25 protein-coding genes, 1 tRNA gene and 1 pseudogene are annotated in these 24,618 nt (G+C 71.7%); 6 read left to right on the forward strand and 21 right to left on the reverse strand.

The annotated features are described in order from the left end of the window. Together AB0C26_RS19590 and AB0C26_RS19595 are read left to right on the forward strand one after the other, a co-directional pair. Positions 1-1,251: polymorphic toxin-type HINT domain-containing protein (locus tag AB0C26_RS19590; RefSeq protein ID WP_360248835.1), on the forward strand; the 1,251-nt coding region annotated here is incomplete at its 5' end. Beyond that, positions 1,239-1,715, forward strand: coding sequence for a hypothetical protein (locus AB0C26_RS19595; protein WP_360248838.1), 477 nt, complete (start codon positions 1,239-1,241; stop codon positions 1,713-1,715). The genes AB0C26_RS19590 and AB0C26_RS19595, both read left to right, overlap by 13 nt. 7 nt (positions 1,716-1,722) lie before the next feature. Here the strand turns inward: AB0C26_RS19595 and AB0C26_RS19600 are convergent, their stop codons facing one another. Together AB0C26_RS19600 and AB0C26_RS19605 are read right to left on the reverse strand one after the other, a co-directional pair. Continuing rightward, positions 1,723-2,043, reverse strand: coding sequence for an STAS domain-containing protein (locus AB0C26_RS19600; RefSeq protein ID WP_360248841.1), 321 nt, complete (start codon positions 2,041-2,043; stop codon positions 1,723-1,725). Between the two features lie 21 nt (positions 2,044-2,064). Then, positions 2,065-3,723: an FAD-dependent oxidoreductase gene (locus tag AB0C26_RS19605; protein WP_360248844.1), complete on the reverse strand. Its 1,659-nt coding sequence runs from the start codon at positions 3,721-3,723 to the stop codon at positions 2,065-2,067. Positions 3,724-3,827: 104 nt separating this feature from the next. On the opposite strand from AB0C26_RS19605, the gene AB0C26_RS19610 reads away from it, so the two are divergent. Continuing rightward, a tRNA-Gly gene (locus AB0C26_RS19610) sits at positions 3,828-3,900 on the forward strand. A gap of 118 nt (positions 3,901-4,018) precedes the next feature. Then, entirely contained in the window at positions 4,019-4,291 is a 273-nt protein-coding gene (locus AB0C26_RS19615) for a hypothetical protein (RefSeq protein ID WP_360248846.1), read from the forward strand. Positions 4,292-4,407: 116 nt separating this feature from the next. On the opposite strand, the gene AB0C26_RS19620 is transcribed toward AB0C26_RS19615, so the two are convergent. The 6 genes from AB0C26_RS19620 to AB0C26_RS19645 all read right to left on the reverse strand — a co-directional run bounded on the left by AB0C26_RS19620 (position 4,408) and on the right by AB0C26_RS19645 (position 9,659). Then, on the reverse strand, positions 4,408-4,917 hold the full coding sequence (locus AB0C26_RS19620) for a GNAT family N-acetyltransferase (protein WP_360248849.1): 510 nt from the start codon (positions 4,915-4,917) through the stop codon (positions 4,408-4,410). A 158-nt stretch (positions 4,918-5,075) separates the two neighbouring features. After that, positions 5,076-6,812: a hypothetical protein gene (locus AB0C26_RS19625; protein ID WP_360248852.1), complete on the reverse strand. Its 1,737-nt coding sequence runs from the start codon at positions 6,810-6,812 to the stop codon at positions 5,076-5,078. Further along, the gene (locus AB0C26_RS19630) at positions 6,809-8,071 is read right to left on the reverse strand and encodes a P-loop NTPase fold protein (RefSeq protein ID WP_360248855.1); all 1,263 of its coding nucleotides are present in this window, start codon (positions 8,069-8,071) and stop codon (positions 6,809-6,811) included. The genes AB0C26_RS19625 and AB0C26_RS19630 overlap by 4 nt, the downstream gene beginning before the upstream one ends. An 80-nt stretch (positions 8,072-8,151) precedes the next feature. After that, on the reverse strand, positions 8,152-9,042 hold the full coding sequence (locus tag AB0C26_RS19635) for a phosphotransferase (protein ID WP_360248858.1): 891 nt from the start codon (positions 9,040-9,042) through the stop codon (positions 8,152-8,154). A 33-nt stretch (positions 9,043-9,075) separates the two neighbouring features. After that, positions 9,076-9,330, reverse strand: coding sequence for a hypothetical protein (locus AB0C26_RS19640; protein WP_360248861.1), 255 nt, complete (start codon positions 9,328-9,330; stop codon positions 9,076-9,078). After that, a complete protein-coding gene (locus AB0C26_RS19645) occupies positions 9,327-9,659 on the reverse strand; it encodes an aminotransferase class III-fold pyridoxal phosphate-dependent enzyme (RefSeq protein WP_360248864.1) in 333 nt (110 codons plus the stop codon). Before AB0C26_RS19645 ends, AB0C26_RS19640 begins: the two co-directional genes overlap by 4 nt. Before the next feature lie 71 nt (positions 9,660-9,730). On the opposite strand from AB0C26_RS19645, the pseudogene AB0C26_RS19650 reads away from it, so the two are divergent. Then, a pseudogene (locus AB0C26_RS19650) lies at positions 9,731-9,883 on the forward strand (LysR family transcriptional regulator); the annotation flags it as partial. Positions 9,884-9,945: 62 nt separating this feature from the next. Here AB0C26_RS19650 and AB0C26_RS19655 read toward each other — a convergent pair. Both AB0C26_RS19655 and AB0C26_RS19660 read right to left on the reverse strand, forming a co-directional pair. Beyond that, on the reverse strand, positions 9,946-10,545 hold the full coding sequence (locus AB0C26_RS19655; RefSeq protein ID WP_360248867.1) for a GrpB family protein: 600 nt from the start codon (positions 10,543-10,545) through the stop codon (positions 9,946-9,948). A gap of 46 nt (positions 10,546-10,591) precedes the next feature. Beyond that, entirely contained in the window at positions 10,592-11,086 is a 495-nt protein-coding gene (locus tag AB0C26_RS19660) for a GyrI-like domain-containing protein (protein ID WP_360248870.1), read from the reverse strand. A gap of 63 nt (positions 11,087-11,149) precedes the next feature. On the opposite strand from AB0C26_RS19660, the gene AB0C26_RS19665 reads away from it, so the two are divergent. Beyond that, a complete protein-coding gene (locus tag AB0C26_RS19665; RefSeq protein ID WP_360248873.1) occupies positions 11,150-11,956 on the forward strand; it encodes a TIGR02569 family protein in 807 nt (268 codons plus the stop codon). Here the strand turns inward: AB0C26_RS19665 and AB0C26_RS19670 are convergent. The 11 genes from AB0C26_RS19670 to AB0C26_RS19720 all read right to left on the reverse strand — a co-directional run bounded on the left by AB0C26_RS19670 (position 11,953) and on the right by AB0C26_RS19720 (position 24,327). Continuing rightward, positions 11,953-12,498 carry a hypothetical protein gene (locus tag AB0C26_RS19670; protein WP_360248876.1) on the reverse strand — a complete coding sequence of 182 codons (546 nt, stop codon included), beginning with the start codon at positions 12,496-12,498 and terminating at the stop codon, positions 11,953-11,955. The two genes, AB0C26_RS19665 and AB0C26_RS19670, sit on opposite strands and share 4 nt — an antisense overlap. Before the next feature lie 7 nt (positions 12,499-12,505). Further along, on the reverse strand, positions 12,506-13,294 hold the full coding sequence (locus AB0C26_RS19675) for an inositol monophosphatase (RefSeq protein ID WP_360248879.1): 789 nt from the start codon (positions 13,292-13,294) through the stop codon (positions 12,506-12,508). Between the two features lie 63 nt (positions 13,295-13,357). Beyond that, entirely contained in the window at positions 13,358-14,140 is a 783-nt protein-coding gene (locus tag AB0C26_RS19680; protein ID WP_360248882.1) for a class I SAM-dependent methyltransferase, read from the reverse strand. Then, a complete protein-coding gene (locus tag AB0C26_RS19685) occupies positions 14,137-14,802 on the reverse strand; it encodes an FHA domain-containing protein (RefSeq protein ID WP_360248885.1) in 666 nt (221 codons plus the stop codon). The genes AB0C26_RS19680 and AB0C26_RS19685 overlap by 4 nt, the downstream gene beginning before the upstream one ends. Continuing rightward, complete coding sequence (locus tag AB0C26_RS19690) at positions 14,799-16,064, reverse strand: VWA domain-containing protein (RefSeq protein WP_360248888.1); 1,266 nt, start codon at positions 16,062-16,064, stop codon at positions 14,799-14,801. The genes AB0C26_RS19685 and AB0C26_RS19690 overlap by 4 nt, the downstream gene beginning before the upstream one ends. Positions 16,065-16,066: 2 nt before the next feature. Continuing rightward, entirely contained in the window at positions 16,067-17,008 is a 942-nt protein-coding gene (locus AB0C26_RS19695) for a protein phosphatase 2C domain-containing protein (RefSeq protein ID WP_360248891.1), read from the reverse strand. Between the two features lie 46 nt (positions 17,009-17,054). Next, a complete protein-coding gene (locus AB0C26_RS19700; protein ID WP_360248894.1) occupies positions 17,055-19,301 on the reverse strand; it encodes a tetratricopeptide repeat protein in 2,247 nt (748 codons plus the stop codon). After that, positions 19,298-20,476 (reverse strand): hypothetical protein, encoded by a 1,179-nt coding sequence (locus AB0C26_RS19705; RefSeq protein WP_360248897.1) that lies wholly within the window; start codon positions 20,474-20,476, stop codon positions 19,298-19,300. Before AB0C26_RS19705 ends, AB0C26_RS19700 begins: the two co-directional genes overlap by 4 nt. Further along, a complete protein-coding gene (locus tag AB0C26_RS19710; RefSeq protein WP_360248900.1) occupies positions 20,473-21,411 on the reverse strand; it encodes a glutamate ABC transporter substrate-binding protein in 939 nt (312 codons plus the stop codon). Before AB0C26_RS19710 ends, AB0C26_RS19705 begins: the two co-directional genes overlap by 4 nt. Next, positions 21,411-22,721, reverse strand: a complete 1,311-nt coding sequence (locus AB0C26_RS19715) for a hypothetical protein (protein ID WP_360248903.1) — start codon at positions 22,719-22,721, stop codon at positions 21,411-21,413. Before AB0C26_RS19715 ends, AB0C26_RS19710 begins: the two co-directional genes overlap by 1 nt. Positions 22,722-22,779: 58 nt before the next feature. Continuing rightward, positions 22,780-24,327 (reverse strand): long-chain fatty acid--CoA ligase, encoded by a 1,548-nt coding sequence (locus tag AB0C26_RS19720; RefSeq protein ID WP_360248906.1) that lies wholly within the window; start codon positions 24,325-24,327, stop codon positions 22,780-22,782. Positions 24,328-24,618 lie beyond the last annotated feature (291 nt).

Below are 24,618 nucleotides of genomic sequence, written 5' to 3' on the forward strand. Positions count from 1 at the left end.
AAGCCTGCGGAGGAGCCGGCCAAGCCTGCGGAGGAGCCGGCCAAGCCTGCGGAGGAGCCGGCCAAGCCTGCGGAGGAGCCGGCCAAGCCTGCGGAGGAGCCGGCCAAGCCTGCGGAGGAACCCGCCAAGCCTGCGGAAGGACCCGCCAAGGCGGCCGAGGAAGCCCTGGCCGAGGCGCAGGCGGAGAAGGCGGCCAACGAAGCCAAGATTAAAGCACTCCAGAAAGAGATCGACACGCTGAGTCGCCGGATCAACGAAATCCTGGAGGAGCGTACTGGCACCAAGGGCAAAAAGCCTCGCGCGAAACTTTTGAAGAAGGCTGACAAGCTCAGCAAGGAGAAGGCCGCCCTCGAGAAGCGCCGGAACGAGGCCGGGGCAGCGAATGCCAAGCTGAACAAGCGCATCGACAAGCTGACCCGCGAGCTTGATCCCGACGCACGCGTGGAACTGCCTTGTTTCTCGGCCGACACCGCCGTCCTGACGAGATCGGGCCCGCGCCGCATTGACACGCTGACCGTCGGCGACCGGGTGCTGTCCTACGATCTCGAGCGGCGCGAAACCGTCGAGAGCGTGATCGGTGCGGTACTGAACAATGCCACCACCAGGTTCTACGCGGTCACCGTGGCCGGTCGGGTCGTGCACGCCACCGGCGATCACCGGTTCTGGGTCGAGGGGGTCCGCGACTGGGTCCGTGCCCGTGACCTGGCGCCCTCGATGCTATTGCTGCTCGCCGATGGTTCGCCGGCCGAGGTGCAAGGCCACGATGCCGGCGAGACCGGCTCGTACCCGACCTTCAATCTTCGTCTCGAAGGCATACCGAACTACTTCGTGGGCCCCGGCGTCCTGGTACACAACGCCGGTGAGGTCAACTACGGCTATGGGGGATATTCGGTCTACGAGGGTTTCAACGAAAAATACAAGGACAAGATTTACATCGGTCTCAGCGACGATGTCCCCGACCGACAAGATCAGCATCGGAAACTGGCCAGACGTATGCTGCGGCAGTTCAAGGGTGTGATGACGCCCAAGCAGCAGGAATTCTTCGAATTCATGGAAGGCGTGAAGCTCCGCCCGCGAGCGACGGGGCTGACCTCGGAGCAGGCCCAGTACCTGGAGCAGAAGAACATCGATATCGAGGTGAAGGACGGTAAGTGGAAGGTGATGAACCGCAAGCTCAAACAGGTGAGCAATAAGAGGATGACCGAGCTTCGCAAGCTCATCGTCGCTCGACTCGGCCAGTGCCCGCCGTAGTCATGTCCTGGTTCGGGAGTGGCCGGGGTGCGGACGTCATCGGCGACGTTCCGGCCGACGCGGTCGGCCGGGCCCTCACCGAGATGGCGCAATCGGACGGTGGGCGCCGGGCTCCGGCGCTCACCGTCGGAACGCTGTTGGCGGCCATCGCCGCCGCCCTCCGCAGTGCGCCGGAGCTCGTCGAAGGGACCGGTGGGCCCGTTCTTTCGGGCCGGCTGGTGGCCCGTTTCGCCGACGGGGCTCAGCGGGCGCAGGCGGAGACCGCAGACGACCGTCAGACACATCGCCTGATCGAAGCGTTCAGCGAGCTGACACGCGAATACGTCGCCGCGTGGGAGCGCAAGCCGCGCCTCAGCGAACTGCTGGACACCGTGGTGTTCGTGCTCGACGCGGACATGCCCCGCTATGTCGCCGACCCCGACGCGGGCACTCTGGAACTCGACGAGCTCGGCGAGGAACGCTGACCGCCGGTCAGAGGCCGAAGACGTGGCCCAGGCCGGTGACCTCGATGGCCTTCTGGACCGGGGGTGAGGGCTTGGCCAGGGTGAACGTCACGCCGTGGGCGGCCGCTGTGTTGCGGGCGCTGACCAGGGCGCCCAAGCCGTACGAGTCGATGAAGTCCAGGCCGGCCACGTCGACGCGCAGGTAGCGGCAGGCCGGGTCGGCGGCGATCGTGGCCAGGGTGTCGCGGACGTCGTCGGCGCGGTCGAGGTCGAGCTCACCGGAGAGGGAGGCTACGACCAGGCCGTCGGGATCGGCTGGTTCGTGGAGGATCGTGGCTTCCATCGGCATCCGCCAGATGCTACCCGGAAGTCAGCCCAGGTGGGCCAGGGCCTGGTGGACGCTACGGACCGCGCTGGCGCCCTCACCCACGGCGGCCGCCACTCGCTTCATCGAGTCGGTGCGGACGTCGCCGGCGGCGAAGACGCCGGGGATGTTCGTCTCGAACGGCAGCGGCGGGCGGGTGGTGCCGGTCCACCGGCCGGCCAGCTGGACGTCGGTCGGCACGAAGCCGTTCTCGTCCAGGGCCACGCCGGTCAGCCAGCCGGTGGCCGGTTCGGCGCCGATGAAGCAGAACAGGCCGAAGCAGCCGCACGGGTCGCCGAGGCCGGTGGCGCGCCCGGTCAGGGTGATCTCCTCCAGGCGGTGGCCGCCGTCCAGGGCCGTCACCTCCGTCGCCGTGCGCACGGTGATGCGCGGGTCGGCCAGGATGCGCTCGACGAGGTAGTTCGACATGTCCTTGGTGAGGCTGTCGCCGCGTACGGCCAAAGTGACGTGACCGGCGTGCCGGGCCAGGTAGATCGCCGCCTGGCCGGCGCTGTTGGCGCCGCCGACGACCGTGACCGGCAGGCCGGAGACCGCCTTGGCCTCGAGGTCGGTGGCCGCGTAGTAGATGCCGGCGCCGACGAAATCGGCCCAGCGGCCCAGCGGCAGGTTGCGGTAGGCGGCGCCGGTGGCGATCAGGACCGTGCGGGTCGGGATCTCGGTGCCGTCGACCAAGGTGATCAGGTGGGTGCCGTCGGGGCGGGTGTCCAGCGAGGCCACCCCGCACGGGCTGCCCAGGTGGGCGCCGAACTTCAGCGCCTGCACGACGGCGCGGGCGGCCAGGGCCTCGCCGCTGAGCCCGAACGGGAAGCCCAGGTAGTTCTCGATGCGGGAGCTGGCGGCGGCCTGACCGCCGGTGGCCACGGCGTCGAGCAGCACCGTCTCCAGGCCCTCGGACGCGCCGTAGACGGCGGCGGCCAGTCCCGCCGGTCCGGCGCCGACGATCGTCAGATCGGCGATCCCCTTGGGGGTACGCCGGTAGGTGAGCCCGAGGGAGTGACTGAGCGTCCCCGGGTTGACGTTGCGCAGGGTCAGCCGCGGCATGACCGCGGCCGGGAGGTCGCCCGGGGTGAGGCCGGCGTCGGCGGTGACCTGACGGGCCTCGGTGGTGCCGGGCTGGAGCCAGCGGTACGGCAGGTCCTGCCGCACCAGGAAGGTGCGCAGCGCCAGGCCCTCGGCGGTGGCGTCGTCGGCCACCACGTCCAGGCTGCGGGTGGCGCGCGAGACGAGCAGCTGGCGCCGGGCCAGGAAGGCGCGCAGCAGGATGTCGCTGAGCTCGGTGTCCTGGGCCATCAGCCGGCGGAACCCGGCCGCCGGCACGCGGTGCACGATCCCGTCGGCGGTGATCCGCGCGGTGAGGATGCGGGTCTGGCCGGTCAGCAGGTTGAGCTCGCCGACGAACTGGCGCGGCCCGGCCCGCAGGATCGGATCGTCGGTGCCGCCGCGCACGACGTCGGCCCCGCCCGACTCGATCAGGATGAGATCGCCGTTCTCGTCGCCGACGTCGAACAGCACGTCACCGGCCCGCACCGGCTGCGGGCGGCCGTACGTGACCGCACGTGCGAACTGCTCCTCGTCGAGCGCCACGAAAGCGGCGGCCGCGAGCTCCTCGAACTGCTCCCCGAGCTCCGGGAAAGGTGTCCCCATCGGCGCATGTTCGCAGAACAGGACCGCCTCGCTCAACGTCACGCCGGACACAGCGGCCCCGGTGGTGAACCCCCTGGACGGCATCCGGTATTGTTCTCCTCAGCGCGGACGTAGCGCAGCTGGTAGCGCATCACCTTGCCAAGGTGAGGGTCGCGGGTTCGAATCCCGTCGTCCGCTCGTTTGCTAAAGGGGTCCCTCGGGGCCCCTTTAGCGCTTTCCCGACGCCTTTGACGAGCATCGACACGACTGACGTCGTGGGGCATGAATCCAGTGGCGGGTCGCCGCGGAGCGGCGCGTGATCGTCTTGGCCGCCCTGACGGTGGGACTCAGGCTGCTGATCTCCCGGCCGCGCTGGACGGGCGACGGGATCACGACCCGGCCCACTTCTGACCGCCTGGCCGTGGACCCGGTCACCCTCACGCCGGCCGTCCCGGTCAACGAGGCCGCCCGCCGCCGGGCCGACATCCGGCTCTCCCTGGCCGGCCCGTCGTTCCTGGCCGGCCCGACCGCGGCCGCCGTCCTCCGGGCGGGGTCGGGCCTCGGCCCGCCGGCCACGCTCATGCGCTGATCGTTGTGGCTGCGGGCGGGCGCGCCGGCCCCGGCCGAGGCGTTCTCGCTGGTCGCGCCGCGCCTTCGCGGCGGCGGCGGTGCGCTGCTACGCGCTCGACCGGGAACGCCGCGCGGTCAGGTGGCTGCGGGTGACTGCGGATCGCCTTTCAGCCGCAGCGCGAGAACCAGCTCGTCGTGGATCTCGATGCCGTAGTCGCCGGCCAGCGGGATGGACGGCTTGAGCCGGCGGGCCTCGTCGGCGGCGCCCGGGGAGACGGCCACCAGGCGCAGACCACGGCGCTGGTAGAACCGCAGGGCGTCCAGGTTGTCGTTGGTGGTGATCAGCCAGACCCGGCCGGCGCCGAGGTCCCGGGCGGTCGCGACGGCGGCGTCGAGCAGGGCGGTGCCGACCCCCTCGTGCCGGGTGAGAGCGTCGAAGGTGACGATCTCCAGGCCGTCGCCGTCGAGGTGATAGGTGATCAGGCCGGCCGGTGCGCCGTCGCGCCGGGCGATCAGGGCGGGCAGGGTGGAGGCGTCGTAGCGGACGCCGTGCGCGACCACGATCGGCGAGCCCCAGGACCGGGTGAGCAGGCCGGTGACCAGGTCGCGGTCGGACGGGCCGGCCGGCCGCACGGTGACGGTCATGGCCGCGTACCCCATCCGAAGTGGTCCGCCACGTCGCCGGCGATGAGGCGATCGCGGGCGACACGGTTCGTGATGGTTGCCTCGGGCGTCCATTGCATGGCCACCATGGTTCACGGCCCGGCGTACAAGACAAAGTCTGTTTCTTGCGACGGCGCCGGTCAGGCCAGCCAGCGTTCCAGTTCGCCGGCGCGAGTGTCGACCTGCGCGGTGATCGCCGCCAGCACCTGGGCGACGATCTGGTCGAGTTGTTCCGGCGAGTATTCGGCGCCCCGGAGTATGTAGAGGATCCGTGCGCGGGCCGCGAAGTCGGCCCCCAACCCGGAATGGCTGACGGCGGCGTTGATCGCCTGCTGCGCCATCCCCGGGATCAGGGGTGACGCGAACTTCTTCCTCGCCTGCTCGAGTCCGGAGCTGAGAGCATGTCGAGCCACGTCCTGCGGGATGCCGGCGAACCCCACGCGGGAGGTGTGTTCGGTGAGCCGCTGAAACTGGCCGAGGAGGTGGAGGATGCGGTCGAGTTGTTCCTCGAACACGTTGAGGGGGGCCAGCCCGAGCCGCACATCGTCGCCGGGGATGCCGTAATTCCGGCAGATCTTTCGCACCCGCATGGCCAGGTGGAACTCCAGGGACTCGGAGAGGGCGCAGGCCGCCTCGAACATGCCGATCTTGATGCGCCGCGTGAGATCGGCGGCCGAGCCGTGAGCCTCCGTCGCCTGGGCGGTGACTCTGGCCTTCATGTCGTCCAACGCCAGCACCGCCTCGGCCCGGACCGTGGCCTCGGTCGCCGGGGCTCGCATCAGGCCGGACACGTCACGCCGAAAACGGCGCACGACGGCCTGTTGCTGCCCGTTGCTCACCAGCCCCCGGGCCACCGCGAACGACGGATCGTCGTCGTGCTCGAGCTCCGAGGCCGGAAAGACCTCGCGGCACAGCCGTCCGGCGATCGGCATGCGCGACCCGCCTCCGGTGAGCACGACCAGGCGCGGGGGCCGGTCGCCGAGGAGGTTCGCCGCCTCCGCGAGCGCGGTACGGAACTTCTCACCCCAGCCGCCGGGCGCGGCCACCATCGGCGCTATCTCAAGGTTCAGGAGCCAGGTCCAGGCGGCCGCCACGATCGGCCGGAAGCGTTCCTCGCACGCCTCACGCAGGTCCATGATTCTCCGCGACCGGCCGGAGAACTGCGCCTCCTTGGCCCATCGGCAGGCCAGGAGCAGGAATTCCGGGCCACCTTCGGCGTCCAGGGCCGCCATCAGCGCCGTGTCGTGACGCAGCGCGGCCCGGACACGGCCGGCGAGCTCCTGGTCGATCCGGCGGCATCCGAGCGCCGCCCCCACCGGCAGGTTTCTCGGTGACAGGTCCTCGACGACGGTGAAGTCCGTCGTGGACGAGCCGACGTCGACGATTAGGACACGCTCGAGCCGCCGATCGTCCTGACAGCGGTCGCGGACGTGCAGCAGAGCCGACTGAGACTCCGGCATCAGCCGCACCGGCAGGCCCAGAAGGCCGAGATGGCGGCCGTACGAGGCGACCGCCTCGGCCGGCCACCCGGCCGGGTGGCCGACGAACGCCACACCGTCGGCGACGACCTCGGGATGGCACTCGCGGAACTCCGCCAGAAGGGACTGCGCGAAGACGACGGCCGCCGGGGTCTCCGCGGAGTTCGGTACTTCCTTGAAATTGACGCTGAAGTTCGTCGCCCCGTGCCGGGTCACGGCGTCGTCGCCGATGAGCCGGCCGGACGGCGACTGCGCGACGGCGGTGACGATGCTGCGCTCCATCGAGGGCTGTCGCGTGTAGATCCGCGTCGGTTCGGAGCGGTCGAGCGGCGCCCAGGCGAGGCAGCTCTCCCCGTCGCCGATGTCCAGCCCGATCACGTACCGGGCCTCGGCGGTCATGATCGTTCCCCCGGGCCGCCGGTGACCATCAGGACCCGCGTGACGACCTCGATCTCCGCCTTCGTCGGGATGGCGGGGAACGAACATCCGCTCCGCTCACCGGGCGTGACGGCCAACAGGAGGTCCGACAGTCCGGGTTCGGACGTGGCCAGCTCGATCTCGTCCTGGCGGAGCCCCGCGTTGTTCTGGGTGCGCGCGGCCTCGTCCAGCCGCACCCACACCGCCGGGTTCGTCTGGATCCGCCGGAAGAAGTCGGGAAAGCGGAACCGCAGCGCCAGCAGAATCGCCGCCTGCATCAACCGGTCCCGGCTGGGCTCGGAATGCTGGCGGAGGGTCGCCGCGGTGAGATTCAGCGCCGAGACGAAGCGGCGCACCCGCCGCGGATTGTCGCCGAACGCGTTCTCGGCCAGCTGCCACAGCGCCGGGTCGCCGCTGAGCTCGGCCACCACGAAATCCTGCAGTTGCCGGAATACCGCCTCGAACCGTACCTCCGGCAGATGGAAGGGAAAGTGGATCAATTTCTCCAGATATTGGCGTCCCCGCGCGAAATCACCGCCGATCCGTTTCGCGGCGGCCGCCGAGATCACATCCAGGTCCATGGCCAGCACGAAGACGCAGTTGGCCTCGCCGAGGAAGAGCTTGAGGGCGTCGAGTACGGCGATGGCGGTCTCGCCGTGACACCGGTCCAAGTCGTCGACGAACACCACCAGGCGTCCCCGTTCGCCGACGAAGGCCCGCACCACCTCGGCGAAATCGGCCTCGAAGTGGTTGATGTGCCGGTAGTTCTCGACGCCCGTGGTCTGCCAGGCGTCCCGGGCGGTCGTCAGGTCGCTGCCGGTGACCAGGCCCGCGGTGAGAGGACCGGCCGCGTGGCGCATGAGAAGCCAGGTGGCGGTGCTGCTCAGGCGCTTGGCCTTGGCCGCCAGGTCATGGCGCCGCCCCTCGGGCTGCTCGGCGATCTCCTGCAGGATCGTCTGGATCAGCGCGTGCCAGATCGCCTCCTTCTCGTCGTATTTCCACGGGTTGAAGGCGATCGTGGGAATGCCACGCCGGTCCAGCATCTCGCGGCAGATGTTCAGGAAGCTGGACTTGCCCGTTCCCCACGGACCGAAGATGCCGACGGTCAGCGGAAGATGAACGGTGGCCTGAATGGCGTCGCAGAGAATGCGGCCGTGCGTGCCGAACCCGAATTGGTCATCTCCGCGCCCGCTGATCGGGTTGTCGGTCAAGAGCAGCGGCGGACCAGCGATCTCATGCATAGGACGCTCCGGAGACGTGCGTACGCCTGAGGATACGGCCGCCGGCCGGAAAACGTGCCTGAAGTCCGATATGCGACCACTTAAGAAGTGGGGGCGATCGCTTCCAGGCGGGCACGGCACTCGGCGACGAAGGACGGGTACGTGTGCCAGTAGTACGGGATGCCGCTGGCCGCGATGAGAATGGCCCAGGCCCGGGCGCGCTGCCAGGTGACGTCGTCCAGGCCGGCGGCGTTCCAGTAGGCCTCGCGGGCGGGGGCCGGGAGGTCCCAGACGGGGGCGTGCTCGGCGTCGGGGAAGCCGATCGACAGGCCGCCGAAGTCGATGACGGCGGACAGGCGCCCGTCGCGTACCAGAAGGTTGGTGGGCTTCAGATCGGTGTGCAGCCAGACCTCGGCCGGGCTGAGCCGGGGGAGGCGCAGCGCGGCCGTCCAGAGCCGTTCGAGGCGGTCGACGTCGATGGTGTCGCCGACCAGGGGGCGGCAGGCGGCGAGCGCCTTGCGGGCGTCTTCATCGCAGGGGGCCAGCTCGCCGCCCCGGTACCACCTCGGGCCGGTGGCGTCCCGGAGATCGATACCGTGCAGGGCAGTGACGAATCCGCACAGGTCGCGGCCGAGCGCAGCCCAGTCCGTGACGGCGGCGGTGTCCAGGGAGGAACCGTCGATCCAGGCCAGGACCGACCACGCGGCCGGAAAGAACGAGGACGGGCGGCCCGCGTACAGCGGGACCGGGATCGGCAGCGGCAACAGGGGCGCCAGGCGCGGCAGCCACCTCTGCTCGGTCAGCAGCGGGGCCGCGCGCGAGACGCTGCGGGGCAGGCGCACGAGGAGCCCGTCGCCGAGGCGGTACATCGTGTTCTCGGTGCCGCCGCCGGCGGGGGAGAGCGGAAGCGACGCCCACCGCGGGCACTGCTCGGCCAGAAGGGACCTGACGATCGCCTCGTCGACGGCGATCTCGTCTTCGTGGAGCGGCACCCGCAGATCTTCCCCGCCGGCCCGGGCGGGCGGCTACCGAATATCGGTGATCGCGCGGTCCAGGATCTCCAGGCCGAGGTCGAGCTCGCCGGTCGTCGCGGTCAGCGGCGGTGCGATCCGGAACACGCCGCCCATGCCGGGCAGCTGCACCACGTTCATGTGCAGGCCCAGGTCGAGGCAGCGCCGCGTCACGGCCTGCCCCAGCTCGTCCGCCGGCTGCTTGGTCACCCGGTCGGCGACCAGTTCCAGCCCCACCAGCAGGCCGCCCCCGCGCACATCGCCGATCACTCGGCGCCCGTGGTCAGCAGCAGCACCCTGCTCAGCGGCTCGGGCAGCGTGGCCGCGAGCTCGCGGGACAGGTCGACGACCGGGCGGCTGAGCACGCCGCTGAACAGGTGGTCGAGCGTGGCCGCCTGCCGCTGGACGGTGGCGACCACGTCCGGGTGCGAGTGACCGAGGACGGCGCTCATCTGCCCCGAGGTGAAGTCGAGCCGCCGCCAGCCCCCGGCGGTGTGGACGAAGCTGCCCTCGGCCCGTTCGATGATCTCCGGCACGAACCGTCCCGCGCCGTTGCAGCGGACCAGGTGCCGCTCGGCGTCTGCCCAGAAGTCGTCCATGCCCCGACGCTGCCATCCCGCACCGGCCACTTCCGTCGTCGCTGTCAAGCACGGCCGTCCACTGACCGGTCGTGACGCTCAACCCCTGGAGGCTGCGCCTCCTGACCGAGCTTGCGGCGTACGGGACGGTGCTGCCCGCGGTGTCGCAGCAGCTGGCGACGCTGGAACAGGAGACCGGGACGGCCCTGATCGAGCGCGCCGGGCGGCGGGTCCGGCCCACCGCGGCCGGTCCCCGCCGCGAGATCACGGCTGTACTGACGGCCCTGCGCGCCACCCGGTCCTGAGCTCAGCCCTCGGCCGCGAAGATCCGGGCGAAGATCTCGTCGATGACCTCGCTCTTGGCCATCGTGTAGTCGCGACCGTGGCCGGCGTCGCGGGCCAGCCGGCGCTTGGTCGATGCGTACAACTCCCGGTCCTCGGGGTGGGTGCGCAGCCAGTCGCGGAAGAGCCGGTGCCGGACCGTCTCCGGCGCGCCCGGCGGCCACACGTGCAGGTGGAGCTCTTCGGCCGTGTCGACGAACATGCGGTGCCCGTGCCACCACGGTTCGCGCAGGACGAGCCAGTAGCCGGCCGCCTCGAGCGCCGGCGCGTAGCGGGACTCGTCGGCGGTGTCGGCCAGGGTGAGGTCGATGTCCACGATGGGCTTGGCCGCCAGGCCCGGCACCGATGTGGACCCGACGTGGTCGAGGGCGAGGATCGCGTCGCCCAGCACCTCGTGAAGCGACGACCGGGCCTCGGCGTACCGGTCGGTCCAGGCCGGGTCGTAGTCCTCGATGACCACCGGCCGCCAGCCCCCGGGTGGTTCGCGGACCAGGGCGGTGGCGTTCTGCTCGGGGGCGCCGTCGAAGCGCTCCCGGACTTCTTGCGGGTACTCGGCCAACTTCATCCTCCCGTGACGATCAAAGTCGGCCAGCATACGACTTTCCCGGCTTTCAGTCACGCAGGCGGATGGACAGTTCGATCCGCCAGCGGGTCTTCATGCGCTCGGTGCGGGGGTCGGTCAGGTAGGCCTCGTAGCGGCAGGCGAAGCGGTCCCCGGCCGGGTCCTCGGTGCGGTCGAAGGTGTCGGGGCCGGCGTTCACCCAGTCGATGAGGGTGCCGTTGGCCCGGCGGCCGTGGCCCACATAGGTCATGGTGGCGTAGCGGCCGGCCGGCAGCAGGCCGGCGGTGATCCGAGGATCGCCGGGATCGACCGGGGAGTCGACGACGACACCGACCTCGACGTCCATGTCGGCGTTCATGTCGACCACGTGCAGGCGGAAGAACGTGAGGCCGTGCTTGAGGTCGTGGGCGTCGAGCCAGGCGTACAGCTCACGCATCAGGGTGTCGCGGACCGCGAACATGCCGCGGAACGGGGTGGTGACGCGGATGCCGACCGTGTGACGGTCCGGCAGATCGATGACGGCCGGGCCGGAAAGGATATCCATGTCAGCGATTGAAGCCGCTTAATCGTGTCGATGGAACACTCGGCGCGGTCTACCGTGCACCGGGTGTCTCGTGATCACCCTTCAGCGGCCGTCCGGCACGCCTTCGGTGTCGCCGGGCCCGCCCGTCGGCTGACCGGTGGGCAGGGCACCTCGTGGGCCGCGGGCGATGTGGTACTCAAGCCGGACGGGGGCGTCCCGCACGAATGGCTGGCCGAGGCGTTCGCCGACCTCACCTGTCAGGGTTTCCGGCTGGCGGCGCCGGTCCGTGCCCGGGACGGCGCGTGGAGCGTACGGGGGTGGTCGGCCACCCGATGGGTCCCGGGCGCCGAGCCGGACTACTCCGCGGTGTCGACGTGGCACGACATCCTCGCGGCCGGCCGGGCGTTCCACCGGGCGGTGGCCGATCTCGGCCGGCCGGCGTTCCTCGACACGCGACGGGACTGGTGGGCACAAGCGGACAGGGCGGCCTGGGCGGAACGGCCTGTCCGGTTCGTGCCGGAGTTCGCCGCCCTGGCCCGGCGGCTGGAGTCCGCGCTGGAGCCGTTGGGGCGCCCGCAGCTGGTACACGCCGACCTGACGCGGAACGTGTTGTTCGCTCCGGGACTCCCTCCGGCGATCATCGACATCTCGCCCTACTGGCGGCCGCCCGCGTACGCCGAGGGGGTCGTGGTGGCCGACGCGCTCTGCTGGCACGGCGCACCATCGTCTCTGTGGAGGACGGTGGATGTGCCGGCACCGGCGGTGGCGCGCGCACTGCTGTTCCGGATGGCCACGACCAACGAGCGCGTTTTGTCCGGAGGCGCGGGAGTCGACCTGCGGGACGAAGCCCGGCGCTATGGGCGCGCCGCCGCGGCCATCGGTCTGTCTTAAAGCTTGTCGCACGCGTTCCGGGCCTCCCGCACGCGGATCGACAGGAGGTCCAACTGGAACGTGAGGGCCGCCTGGTGGGCGTTCTGCTCAGCCTCGGCCAGGGTCTGGTAGCGGCTGTCCTGCTTGGCGGCCGCGGCGGCCAGGGCGAACGCGGCGGCCAGGCGGTTCGTGGTGGCCAGGTCGAAGCTCTCCCGGGTCCAGGTGCCGGGGAGGCGGTCGAGGATCTCGCAGGAGGCCCGGGCGTCGGCGTCCGCGTCGGACTCGGTGCCGCCGAGGCTGGCACTCGCGGCCCAGACGACGCCGACGATGAGGGCGCCCACCAGCAGCCCGGCGAGGCCGGTCAGCAGCAGGGGCAGGTAGCCGGTACGGCGGCGCGGCGCCTCCTGCTCGTACGCCGGCACGGGAGTGAACCGCGGGTCCTGGCCCGGCGCGGGCGAATCCGTGAACAGGCCGGGTGAGTACGGTCCGGGTGCCGCGGCACCGTCCGGAGCGGCCCACGGAGAGGGCTGTTCGGTGGGATCCGGAGGCTGCGGTGTCGTCATGCGACGATCATCGCACCGGCGTGCTGACCAGATCGACCACAGCCCGCCTCAGGGGCTCGCCGCGGGCGTAGACCGAGGCGCCGGGGCCGGGGGAGGGGCGGCCGTCGATGCCGCTGTAGGTGCCGCCGGCCTCCCGCACGATGAGCGAGGTGGCGGCGAAGTCCCAGATCTGGCCGCCGGTCTGCACCGCCACGTCGAGATCCCCCCGGGCGATCATGAGGGCGGGGTGGATGGGCCAGGCGATCGCGGGCGTCAGGGCCTTGATGGGCGCGACGAGTTCCTTGCCCCAGTCCTCGGGCACCACGGCGAAGCGGCTTCCGGCCAGGGTCTCGGCGCCGTCGGAGGTGACGCGGACGGGGGTCTCGGCGACCACCCGCCCGCCGACGACGCGCCCCTCGAAGGCGCCGTCGCCGCGGGCGGCCCACCAGAGGCTGCCCTGCGCCGGATGGGCGGCCACGGCGGTGGTGATCTCGCCGGCCTCCTCCAGGGCGATGAGGATGAGCCAGCGGGTGTCGCCGGCCACGAACAACGCCGTACCGTCGATCGGGTCGATGATCCAGCGGCGGCCGCCGGCCTCGCCGGTCTGGCCCTCCTCCTCGCCGAGGATGCTGTCGCCGGGCCGGGCGGCGCCCAGCACCTCGCGGATGGCGGCCTCGACGGCCCGGTCGGCCGCGGTGACCACCGACCCGTCGGCCTTGAGCTCCCGGGGCAGATCGGCCAGGGCCGCGAAGTGGGGCAGGGCCACCGTCGCCCCGGTCAGGGCGGCCCGCTGGGCCAGCTGAAGATCCGTCTCCACGTCTCCATCCTGCACGGGCGGCCCGCCCCGCGGCTCCGACTCGCGAGACATGTCACCCGGGCGTCACTCCGGCTTCACGGCGCGGGTCGCGAAGTAGCCGGGCAGCCAGCCCGCGGTGGCGTCCGAGTGGTGCGGCGCCTCCTCGAACGCGGTGATGACGAAGCCGGCGGCCAGCTGCCCGCCGAGCTGTTCGCCCATGCTGTGGCTGTACTCCAGGGGCGCGTGCAGGCCGAACAGCCGCTCGCGATCGGCGGCCGGCACGTGGGTGAGGTCGCTGTACGGCAGCCGGTGCCGGACGACCAGCTCGCCGCGCTGGTCCAGCGCCTCGTGGTCGAACAGGTAGACGTCCGGGTTGAGGAAGCCGCACAGCAGCGCCCCGCCCGGTCGCAGCACCCGGAAGCACTCCCGCCACACCGGGCCCAGCTCGGGGACGAACACGTTCGAGACCGGGTTGACGACCAGGTCGAACGAGGAATCGGCGAACGCCGACAGGTCGCGCATGTCGCCCAGCACCGTCCGCAGCGGCACGTCGTCACGCCGGGCGACCAGCTCGTCCTGCTCGAGCTGGCGCGGCGAGTTGTCCAGCACGGTGACCCGGGCGCCGGCCGCGGCGAGCGTCGGCCCCTGCTGGCCGCCGCCGGAGGCCAGGCACAACACGTCCACCCCGGCCAGGTCGGCGGGGAACCAGGAGCGGTCGGCGGGCCGGTGGCCGATGAGCACGATCGACCAGTCACCGGCCCGGGCCCGGGCGACCGTCTCCGTGGAGACCGGCCGCGACCACTCGTTGCCCTGATCGACCTGCCGGTCCCAGGCCGCCCGGTTGTGCGCCACCGGGTCGACACTCATGCGGGGGCGTGCAGGGTCAGGGTGGTCCAGGCGCCGACGTGGACCCGGTCGCCGTCCTTCAGGGCCCGGGAGTCGCCGGCGGTCAGCGGGGTCTGCTCGTCGTTGATGTAGGTGCCGTTGGTGGAGCCCAGGTCGGAGACTAGCCAGACGCCGTCGACGCTCAGCGTCAGCAGGGCGTGGCTGTGCGAGACGCCGGGGTCGTCGTCGGAGAGGTCCACCTCGGGATGGGTGCCCTTGGACGTGCTCTTGCGGCCGATCCGGATCTGCGGCGGTGGCAGCGGGATGGTCCGCGAGGCGGAGGTCGCGGGGAACTCGATGCCGTCGATGGCGTTCTCTTCGAAGTACTTGCGGTCGGCCTCGATGGTGGCCGTCCAGCCCTGCGCCGGCGCGGCCTCGGCGGCCGGCTCGGTCAGCGTGGGCACCCGGCCGGTGCTGTGGTCGTAACCGCAGTCCTCGCAGAAGCGGCTCGTCCCGGCGCGCGGGGTGCCGCAGTGGGGGCAGGGCGCCCCGCCGGTGGGCGCCGGCGAGGCGGTGGGAAGGTCGATGGTGCCCGAAGGGACGACAGCCTCGACCGCCGGTACGCCGCCGATCTTGGCGCCGCAGATGTCGCAGAAGTCGTCGGTCTCGGAGGCGTGACCCTTGGGGCAGGCGTACGTGGTCACTGGCCGCGCCCCACCCGCACGGTCTTCGTCGAGCGGGTGTCGAGCGCCATCTCGTCGGCCGCCGCCACCTTGCGGCGCAGCCGGACCGTACCCGTGGCCGCGTCCTCTATCTCGACGACGGTGGCCAGCAGTTCCTCGGTCGCCGTGTTCCCGCTGGCGTGGGCCAGCTGCGCGGCCCGGCCGAACTTCAGCGTCGCCGTACGGTCGTCGCCGGCCTTGCGGGCCTCGATGCCGGCCTGGATCGCGTCGGCCAGCTCGGCCTGCCCGGTGTAGTGGGCCACCTGCCGGTTGATTCGCGTCGACAGGGCCGTGTCGTCGGTCCACACCGCCCGCACCAGCGACTGCGCGTGCACCGTGTCGCCCTCGACGACCGACACGCGCGCGGCCAGCATCTCGTCGCCCGCGTTGCCGGGCGCCACGTCGACGCAGATGTGGTAGTCGCGGCTCTCCCGGCCCCACGAGCCGAGCGGGTAGCGCGCCGCCCGCGGCCCGTCCGGCACGCGCTTGCCGGTCAGGTCGGCCACCTGCGGCTCGACCTGCTTGACGAACCGGACCGTCGCGTTCACCGGCGTCCACACCTTGAGCTGCACGTCGGCGCTGGTCTTGCCCATCGCGTTCGTCATCATCTGCTCGAACGACGCGGTCAGCCCGTCCGGCTCGGCCACGATGTCGACGGTGCCCAGCATCGCGTCCGCGATCTTGCGGAGCTCGGGCACCTTCCAGTTGGTGCCGACGCCCCGGGAGTCGACGGTGAAGCGGCCGGCGATCGAGTCGAGCACGCTCTCCAGATAGCCCTGGCGTTCGCCGTTGTCGCCGTCGGTCAGCAGGATCGCGTGCGAGATGTCACCGGGGCGCTGCGCGAACAGCTGCGCCGCCAGCAGCAGCCACGCGCCCATCGCGGTGCCGCCGCTGGCCTGCAGGCGGTCGATCGACCAGGACGCCTCGTTCCGGGTCTGCGCCGAGGCCACCGCGAGCTGGCCCGGGGCCGGGAACAGCTGCTGGGCGGTGCCGACGCCGGCGATGATGGCGAAGTGCACGCCGTCGTCGATGCAGGCCACGGCCGCCTTGGCCGCCTGCCGGGCGGCCGTGATACGGCCCTCGGCCTGCATGGAGCCGGACGCGTCGACGATGATGATCTCGGTGGCGCCGGACGTGCGGCGGCCGCCCTCGGAACCGGACGAGGTGACGGTGACGATCGCGTTGACCTCGGCCGCGCCGAGCGCGAGGTACTCGTTCTGGAAGGCCTCGGCGGTGTACGACATCCCTACTCCTCTGCGAGCGGCTGGACGGGGATCAGGGCGACGGTGATGTTGTCGGCGCCGCCGGCGTTGTTGGCGTAGTCGGTCAGGTACCGGGCGGCGTTGATCAGAGTGCCGTGCTCGTGCAACCCGGTCCGGACGGCGGCGGCGAACGCGGCCGGGTCGGTCAGGTAGTTCCACAGCCCGTCGCTGCAGAGCACCAGGTGACCCGGCTCGGTGACGGTGAAGGACGCCGCGCGCGGCTGCACCGAGCCGGCGTCGGCGCCGAGCCAGCCGGTGATCGCGTGCGCCTTGGGGTCGCGCATCGCCACCTCGGGGTCGACGCCGAGGGCGATCACGTGGGTGGCCCACGAGTCGTCCTCGGTGAGCTGCTCGGCCGGTCCCTCCGCACCGATCCAGTAGGCGCGGCTGTCGCCGATCCAGCCGTACGACACCTCGGACCCGCGCACCACGGCCGCGACGATCGTGCAGGCCGGGTTGGAGACCGCGCGCCGGGGGTCGCCGCCGGCGGCCAGGTCGGCCACGGCCTGTTTCGCGGTCAGGATCGCCTCGCCCACGTCGCCCGTGGCGGCCAGCACCTCACCGGCCGCGCCGGCCGCGGTCGCCGAGGCCACGTCCGGGTCGAACGACGAGGAGACGCCGTCGCAGACGACCACGTCGACGTCGGCGCCGCGCACGGCCAGCCACATCGCGTCCTCGTTGCGGTGGTGCCGCTGCCCGCGGTCGGTGGCCGCGGCCGCCACCTCGCCGCCGTCGACCTCGAGGTGGTCGCGGGGCCGGATGGCGAGCATCCCGCACTGCTCGCAGTAGCCGTCCTCGCCGACCGCGCCGGCGGCGCCGCAGTGCGGGCAGGCCGGGCCGGCGGACAGCGACCGTCCGCAGCTCTCGCAGAAGGCCGCCCCGGCCGCGCGCTCATCGGCGCACGAGGCGCACTCGGTCATCGTCATCGTGCCTCGCCGTCGTAGTGGTGCAAATTTTCAGAGAGTACGCCGTTCATGTACGGGTCCGGGGACGGGCCGCGTTGGCCAGGTCGACGAGGGCGATCTTGTCGGGCCCGTGCGCCGCCCGCGCCATCTCCCGGTATCCGGCCTCGAGCGCGAAGCGCACCTCCCGTTCGCGGACGTCACCGGTGTGGCTCGCGCCGAGGACCGCGGCCGGCAGCTTGGCGCCGCCCTTGATGGTCTCGAGGGCCTGTTCGAGCAGTTCGACCCGGAGCGCCGCCAGCTGCGCGGCCTCCACCTCGAGGCGGTCGATGAGCGCGGCCGCCGCGGCCAGGGAGTCGACGTCGGCCGCCGCGCTCGGGTGCGACTGGACCAGCGCCAGCACCGCGCCGACCTGGGAGCTGCGGTAGGCGGCGGAGGTGCCCGGGACCCGGTTGTACGCCTCGACGGCGCCCGCCCGGTCGCCGGTCCTCAGCCGGCAGCGGGCCAGGCCGGCGGCGGCCGACGTGTACGCCGGGTCGGTGCGGCTGACCACGTCGTAGTAGCCGGCCGCGGCCTGGTGGTTCCCGGCCAGTTCCAGGGCCAGCCCGAGCGCCAGCTGCGGGGCCAGCTCGCCCGGCAGCGCCGAGTAGACGGCGTCGAACCGCTCCCGCGCGTACGCGTAGTTCTCCACGGCCAGCGCGAGCAGGCCGTCGTACCAGGCGATCCGCCAGTCGGCCCCCTCGCTGCGGATCAGCGCGTCGCGGGCCGCCCGGGCGTCGTCGAAGTAGCCGTGCCGCAGAGCCAGGTCGATCTCGGCCCGCAGCGCCCGCAGCCGCACCTCGAGCGTCTCCACCGGCGCCCCCTTGAGCAGGGCCAGCACCTCGGCCGGGTCGGTGACGGTGACCGAGGCCAGGAACGCGGCCGACGGGTCGGTCAGGTCGATCAGCGGGGTCGGCAGGTCCTGCCAGCGCGGCTGGTCCGATTTCAGGTCGGTGCGCATCTCGCCGGTGAACAGCCGCGACGTGGCCGGGTGGGGCGTGCCGCCGGCCGCCAGCACCTGCCGGAGCACGCCCAGCATCTGCTCGGTCATCTCGCCGGCGTCGACGAACCGCTCGGCCGGGTCGGTGCGCGTGGCCCGCTGCAGCAGCCGGTAGAACGACTCGTGGCGGCGGTACACCTCGAACTCGCCGCGGTCGGGCAGGCTCTCCTTGAACGTGCTCTGGTAGCCGCGGAAGTCGGTGGTGAGCACGGCGAGCGTACGGCCGATGGTGTAAAGGTCCGAGGCGATCGACGGGCCCGCGGTGGCCATCTCGGGCGCCTGGTAGCCGAGCGTGCCGTAGATGGCGGCGTCCAGGTCGTCGAAGCGGACCACGCCGCCGAGGTCGATGAGCTTCATCTGGTCGCCGGACTGGATCACGTTGTCCGGCTTGAAGTCGCAGAAGATCAGGCCCCGGTCGTGCAGGTAGCCGAAGGCCGGCATGATCTCCAGCAGGTACGCGAGGGCCCGGTCCACCGGCAGCGGCTCGGGCCGCCGCTGTTTGAGGATCCCCTTGAGCGACTCGCCGCCCACGTACTCCATGACGATGTAGCCGGCGCCGTCGTGCTCGACGAAGTTGTAGATCTTGACGATGTTCGGGTGTTCGACCTCGGCCAGGAACCGCCGCTCGGCCACGGCCGCCGCCAGCGCGTCGTCGTCGCCGGAGTTGAGCAGGCCCTTGAGCACCACCCAGCGGTCCGAGACGTTCTTGTCCACGGCCAGGTAGATCCAGCCCAGGCCGCCGTGCGCGAGCGGGCCCACCACCTCGTACTGCCCGGCGACCAGATCGCCCTTGACCAGCTTGGGCGTGAAGTTGAACTGCTCGCCGCAGTGCGGGCAGAAACCGGACGTGCGCCCCTCGCGGTCGCCGCGGGCCCGGCCGACCGGCTGCCCGCACTTGGCGCAGTACCGCTTGTCCTCGGGCACCTCGGCCCGGGCCATCACCGCCGTCGACGGATCCGCCTGCACGATCGGCTCGACCTCGACCAGGCCGCCGCCGAAGCGGCGCCGGGAGGCGCTGCGGGAACTGCCGGCCCGTCCGCTTCCGGAGGTACGGGTGGAGAGCGCCCCCGTGCGGGCCGAGGGGCCGGTCGGCGTGGTCGGCGTGGTCGGTGTGGTGGGCGCGGTCGCCGTGCGCTGCTGCGGCACGGAGGTCGGCACCGGGGCGGGCTTGTAAGCGACGGCCGACGGCGCGGTGGCCGGCGTGGTCTGTGGCGCCATCCCGCAGGTGTCGCAGTAGCCGTCCTCGAGGGTTCCGGGGCAGTTCCGCTGGCACTTCATCGGCCGTTCCTCGCGATCGTGGCGGTGAGCGCATCCTGGTAGGCGTTGACGGCCGCGCGGGCCGTGGTCAGGTCGCACGGCGCCGTGTACAGGACCGTGCGGGCCGCGTCGTGCAGCAGCACCAGGGACGGGTGCTCGCCGAGCCCACGGCTCAGCGCCTTGGCCTGATAGGCGTCCAGCCGCCCGCGCAGCTCGTTGCGGGCGGCCAGCAGCCCGGCGTTGTGCGTCGTCGACTCGCGCAGGGCGGCCAGGCGCTGGCGGGCCCGGCGCGTCCACTCGGCCAGCCTCGGGCTGATCAGCGACCAGTGCCCGGCCGCGGCCAGCGCCTCGATGGCGGCCAGGTCGGGCCGCAGGTCGCCGCCGCCGACCACGAACAGGTCGCGGGCCCGGAACCGGTCGGCCGCCGCCTCCTGCGCCTTCTCGGCGGCGGCCGCGGCCGAGGCGAGATCCGCCAGCAGCCGCCGGGCGTCGGCCAGGCGCTGCTCGAGGGCCGCCCGGAGCTCGGTGGCCGAGGTGCGTTCGGCGTCGGCGCGCTCGATCAGGGCCCGTACGGCCTGAAGGTCCCGCTCGTCGACCCCCAGCGGATCGCCGGCCAGCGTCGCCGTGAACGCGCCGAGCAGCCGGTCGGCCTCGGCCAGGGCCACGGTGTCACCGCCGAGCCGCCGGACGTGGTCGAGGGCGGCCGCGGCGTCGGCGGCCGCCGGCAGCATCTTGTCCCACACCTCACCGGCCCGGGTGGCGACGGCGACGGCCGTGGTGAAGGCCCGCTCCATCGCCGACAGCAGCTCGGCCGGCGTGCACACCGTGGTGACGTGCCCGGGGCCGAGCAGGCCGCGCTGGGCCAGCGGCACCACCTCGGTCGACAGGGTGATCGACTCGCCCAGCACCTGGTGGATGAACTCGGCCCGTTCGGCGTCGGAGACGCGGCGCTGGCCGCTGATCGCCCGGGCCCGGCCGATCAGCTCGGTCAGCAGCCGGTAGCCGTCCCACAGCCGGGTCAGCGCGTCGGAGGCGCCGGCCCAGGCGGCGGCGGTGCGCTCGGTCAGCCGGGTCCGGTCGAGCTCCTTGCGGGCCGGGTTGTCGTCGAGGTCGACCAGGTTGGTCGAGATGGCCGCGACCGCCGTCTGCAGGCGGAGCAGCTCGGCCTCGGCCGCGGCATAGGTCTCAGCGGTCATCGAGCCTGGGCGCCCAGCCACTTGTCGTACGTCTTCTGCCAGGTGCCGTCGGCCCGGTTCTTGGCCAGCACCGCGTTGACGAACGCGGTGAACTCGGGATGCTGCTTCGGCATCGCCATACCGTACGGCTCCTGGGTGAACTTCGGGCCGACGACCTTGGCGTACGGGTCCTGGGCGGCCATGCCGGCCAGGATGGTGTCGTCGGTGGTGACCGCGTCGACCTCGTTGCGCTGGAACGCCACCAGGCAGTCGCCGAACGCCGATCGGGCCACCGCGACCGGCTTGACCTTGGACTTCACCTTGGCGATGTTGTCGTACGAGGTGGAGCCCCGCACCGAGCAGACCTTCTTGCCGCCGAGGTCCTCGATCTTCGTCGCCGGGGAGCTGCTGGACACGAGCACCCGCTGCCCGGCCTCGTAGTAGATGGTGGAGAAGTTCACGTCCCGTTTGCGTTCGCAGTTCGCGGTCATGGTGTCCGCGACGATGTCCACGTCGCCGTTCACCACGGCGCTGACCCGCTGGTCGTACCCGATGACCTTGATCTGGATCTTGTTCGGGTCGCCGAGGATGGCGGCCGCGACCTGCCGGCCCATGTCGACGTCGAAGCCCTCGATCTTGCCGGTGAACGGGTTGCGCGAACTGAACAGCAGCGTGTCCTGGCTCGTGCCGAGGATCAGCCGGTCCCGCCGCTGGATCTTCTCCATGTAGCTGCCCGCGGGCATCGCGCCGCCCGGCTTGGGCAGGGTGGCCAACGGCGGCAGGCTGGCGCGGGGATCACAGGCCGGCGCCTTGCCCGCGCCCTGGGCCGGCGCGGGAGCGGGCACGTCGACGCGAGGCTGGGTGGCCATGTCGCCGGACAGCGGCGACGAGTCGGCCGAGCACGCGGCCAGGCCGAAGGTGAGCACGAGGGCGGTGATCGCGGCGGTCCGGCGCATCAGCGGTACTCCTCCAGTCGTGCCCGCAGGCCCACGTAGGCGAGGCCGGCGATCAGCAAGGCCAGCAGCGGCCCGAGGACGGTGAGCGGGCCCAGCCCGCCCGCCGCCTGGCCGATCTGGTCGTTGAAGAACGCCTTGCGGTCCTCGAGGGCGAAGTTCAGGTCGCTGCGCAGGCTCTCGAAGGTCTGTGTCGTGGTCGGGGCGATGGCGAGATCGACCGCGCGGTCGTACTCGCCGTTGTCGTCGAACGCCCGCACCTGGTCGTGCGTGGCCACGTAGGCCCGGTACGAGTTGGCGGCCCGGCCCATCAGCGTGCCGAGCTGCGGGTCGAGCCGGGCGTACTCGTTCACCAGCGGGCCGCCGCCCGCGGTGAGCCGGCTGGTCACCGCGTCGAAGTCGCTCTCGTAGGCGGCACCGCTGCCCCGGGCGGCCAGCGTCAGCGCCTCGTCGCCGCGCGCCTGCAACGCCAGGATGCGGCTCTCGGCGATCGACGCCACCGGGCCGGAACCCTCCTGTTCGGCCAGGCCGAGATGGTTCTGCTGGTTGACGACCACGGCGAGAGCGCCGACGGTCAGCCCCAGCGTCACCACCGTGGCGGCCACCAGCGGCACGTTGAACGTGCGGTGCGTGTGGCGGCTCAGGTAGCGCTGGGTGAGCAGCAGCGCGACGAGCAGCCCGGCGAGCAGGAGCAGCAGCAGGCTCATCCAGCCGGCCGCCCCGGCCGCGCCGTACCCGTCGCCGACCTCGCCCTGAGCCGTGCGGAACAGCGCCCGCGCCTGCGGTTGCAGGGTCTCCCGGTTCAGGTTCGAGGCCTCCGACAGGTACGACGCGCCGACCGGCAGGCCCTGGCGGTTGTTCGCCCGCGCGGTCGCGACCAGCGCCGAGTACTCGGCCAGGCCGGCACTCAGCGTGCGCACCGCGTCGGCCGCCGCACCCTCGGCGGGCGTGCGGCGGGCGGCCGACGTGAGCGCGGTCGAGGCCCGTTGCAGATCGTCGTCGTAGCGCTCGGTCAGGGTGGCCGGCTCCAGCCCGCCCTCGAGGAATCCCTGCGCCGCCGTGGTGTCGGCGTCGGCCAGCGCCGAGTAGATCGTCTCGGCCTCGATGAGCAGCGGCTGGGCCCGGCCGCCCAGGTCGTGGGTGCCGGCCCGGGCCGACTGGCCGGCCACGGCCGCCACCAGGCCGGCCAGCAGCCCGAGCGTGAGCAGCGTGGCGAGCAGCAGCTTGAGCCGGCCGGGGGACGTGTGCCGCAGACCCCGGACGCGGGTGAGCAGGCCCGCCGTCTCGGGCCGGGTGACCACCGCAGTACTCAAACTTGCCCCCGTCCCGAATGCTGTTGTGCGCCCCCACTGTGGTGCATGGGCGCAACCTCTAGTGCAGTTCCCGCTTGAGCAGTTTGCCGGTGGCGGTCATCGGCAGCGCGTCGACGATGCTGACCACGCGCGGGTACTTGTACGCCGCCATCTGCTCCTTGCCCCAGGCCACGAGCTCGTCCTCGGTGACGGTGGCGCCCGGCTTGAGGATCACGAACGCCTTGATCTCCTCGCCGTGGCTGGGGTGCGGCACGCCGATGACCGCGGCCAGCGACACCGCCTCGTGGGTGATCAGCACCTCTTCGATCTCGCGCGGGTACACGTTGAAGCCACCGCGGATGATCATGTCTTTGGCCCGGTCGACGATGTAGTAGAAGCCGTCCTTGTCGCGCCGGCCCAGGTCGCCGCTGCGGAACCAGCCGTCCCGGACGACCTCGGCCGTGGCCTCGGGACGGTTGTAGTAGCCGCGCATGATGTTGTGGCCGCGGATGGCGATCTCGCCGATCTCGTCGGCGCCCTCGATCGTGTTCCACTCGGGGTCGATCAGCTTCACCTCGACACCCCAGATCGGGATGCCGATCGAGCCCGGCCGCGGGTCGCTGTGCGGATCGCTGAACGTGGCCACCGGCGAGGTCTCGCTCAGCCCGTACCCCTCGAGAATGGTGACCCCGAGCCGTTCCCTGACCTCTTTGATGATCTCGACGGGCAGGCTGGAGCCGCCGGAGACCGCGACCCGCATGTTGCCGGCGATCCGCGCCACGTCGACGTCGTCGGTGAGCGCGTTGAGCAGGCCCCAGTACATCGTCGGGACGCCGGCGAAGAAGGTGACGTTCTCGGTCTCGAGCAGCTTGACCGCGGCCGCCGCGTCGAAGCGGGGGAGCAGCACGAGCGTGGACGCGGTGGCGAAGCCGGCGTTCATGTTGACGCTGGAGCCGAACGAGTGGAACAGCGGCAGCACCAGCAGATGGGTGTCGGTGCCGACCGGGCTGCCGAACAGCCGGTTGCAGGTCAGCGCGTTGAGCAGCAGGTTGGAATGCGACAGCTCGGCGCCCTTGGCCTGCCCGGTCGTGCCGCTGGTGTACAGGATGACGGCCGGGTCGGTCTCGGGCAGCTGCACCGCCTCGAACACCGGTTCTTGGCCGGCCAGGCCCTGGCCGAGCGTCTCGGCGCCGTCGATCGGCGACGGCGCGGCCGGGTCGGCGGTGATCAGGAAGAAGGTCTCGCAGCCCGCGGTCTGCCCGAAGCCCTCGAAACCGGCCGCGCCCATCGGCAGCTCGGCCGTGCCCTCGAAGCAGAAGTAGGCCTTGGCCTCGGAATCCTTCAGGTGGTACGCGATCTCGCGGCCCTTCAGGAGCACGTTGAGCGGCACCACCACCGCGCCCGCCTTGAGGATGCCGTAGTAGACGACCGGGAAGTACGGCAGGTTGGGGCAGGAGAGCGCGACCTTGTCACCGGGCCGGATGCCGCGGCTCACGAGCAGGTTGGCCACCTGGTTGGCGGCGGCGTTCACCTGCGCGTACGTCAAGCGCCGCTCGCCGAGGACGACCGCGGCCCGATCTCCGAAGGTGCGGGCGCTGTCCTCGAGAAGGATCGAGAGGTTGAGCATGGGGGTCGTTCCCTTCTGGTGTGGCGGCGGTCTCATCCCACCATCCCGCGGGAACCTGAGAAACCCTCCGTTTCGGTCTTGTTACACGCCCGGTCAGCGTCAATAGCGCGACTAATTCGAACATCGTCACTGCATGTGTCAATGTGCGAAAAGCCCTGGCGCTCTATCGCGCGGGACGTGCGTGAGGCAGATTCTCGTCGTATTCGTGCTCTTGTGGAGGCGGCGCGAAACAGCCGGATCCGTACACCCTCTCCGCGCACGCCGAAACTTATGTGACCCTGCTCGGCGCGA

Source organism: Actinoplanes sp. NPDC048796 (assembly GCF_040650035.1).
Classification (GTDB): domain Bacteria; phylum Actinomycetota; class Actinomycetes; order Mycobacteriales; family Micromonosporaceae; genus Actinoplanes.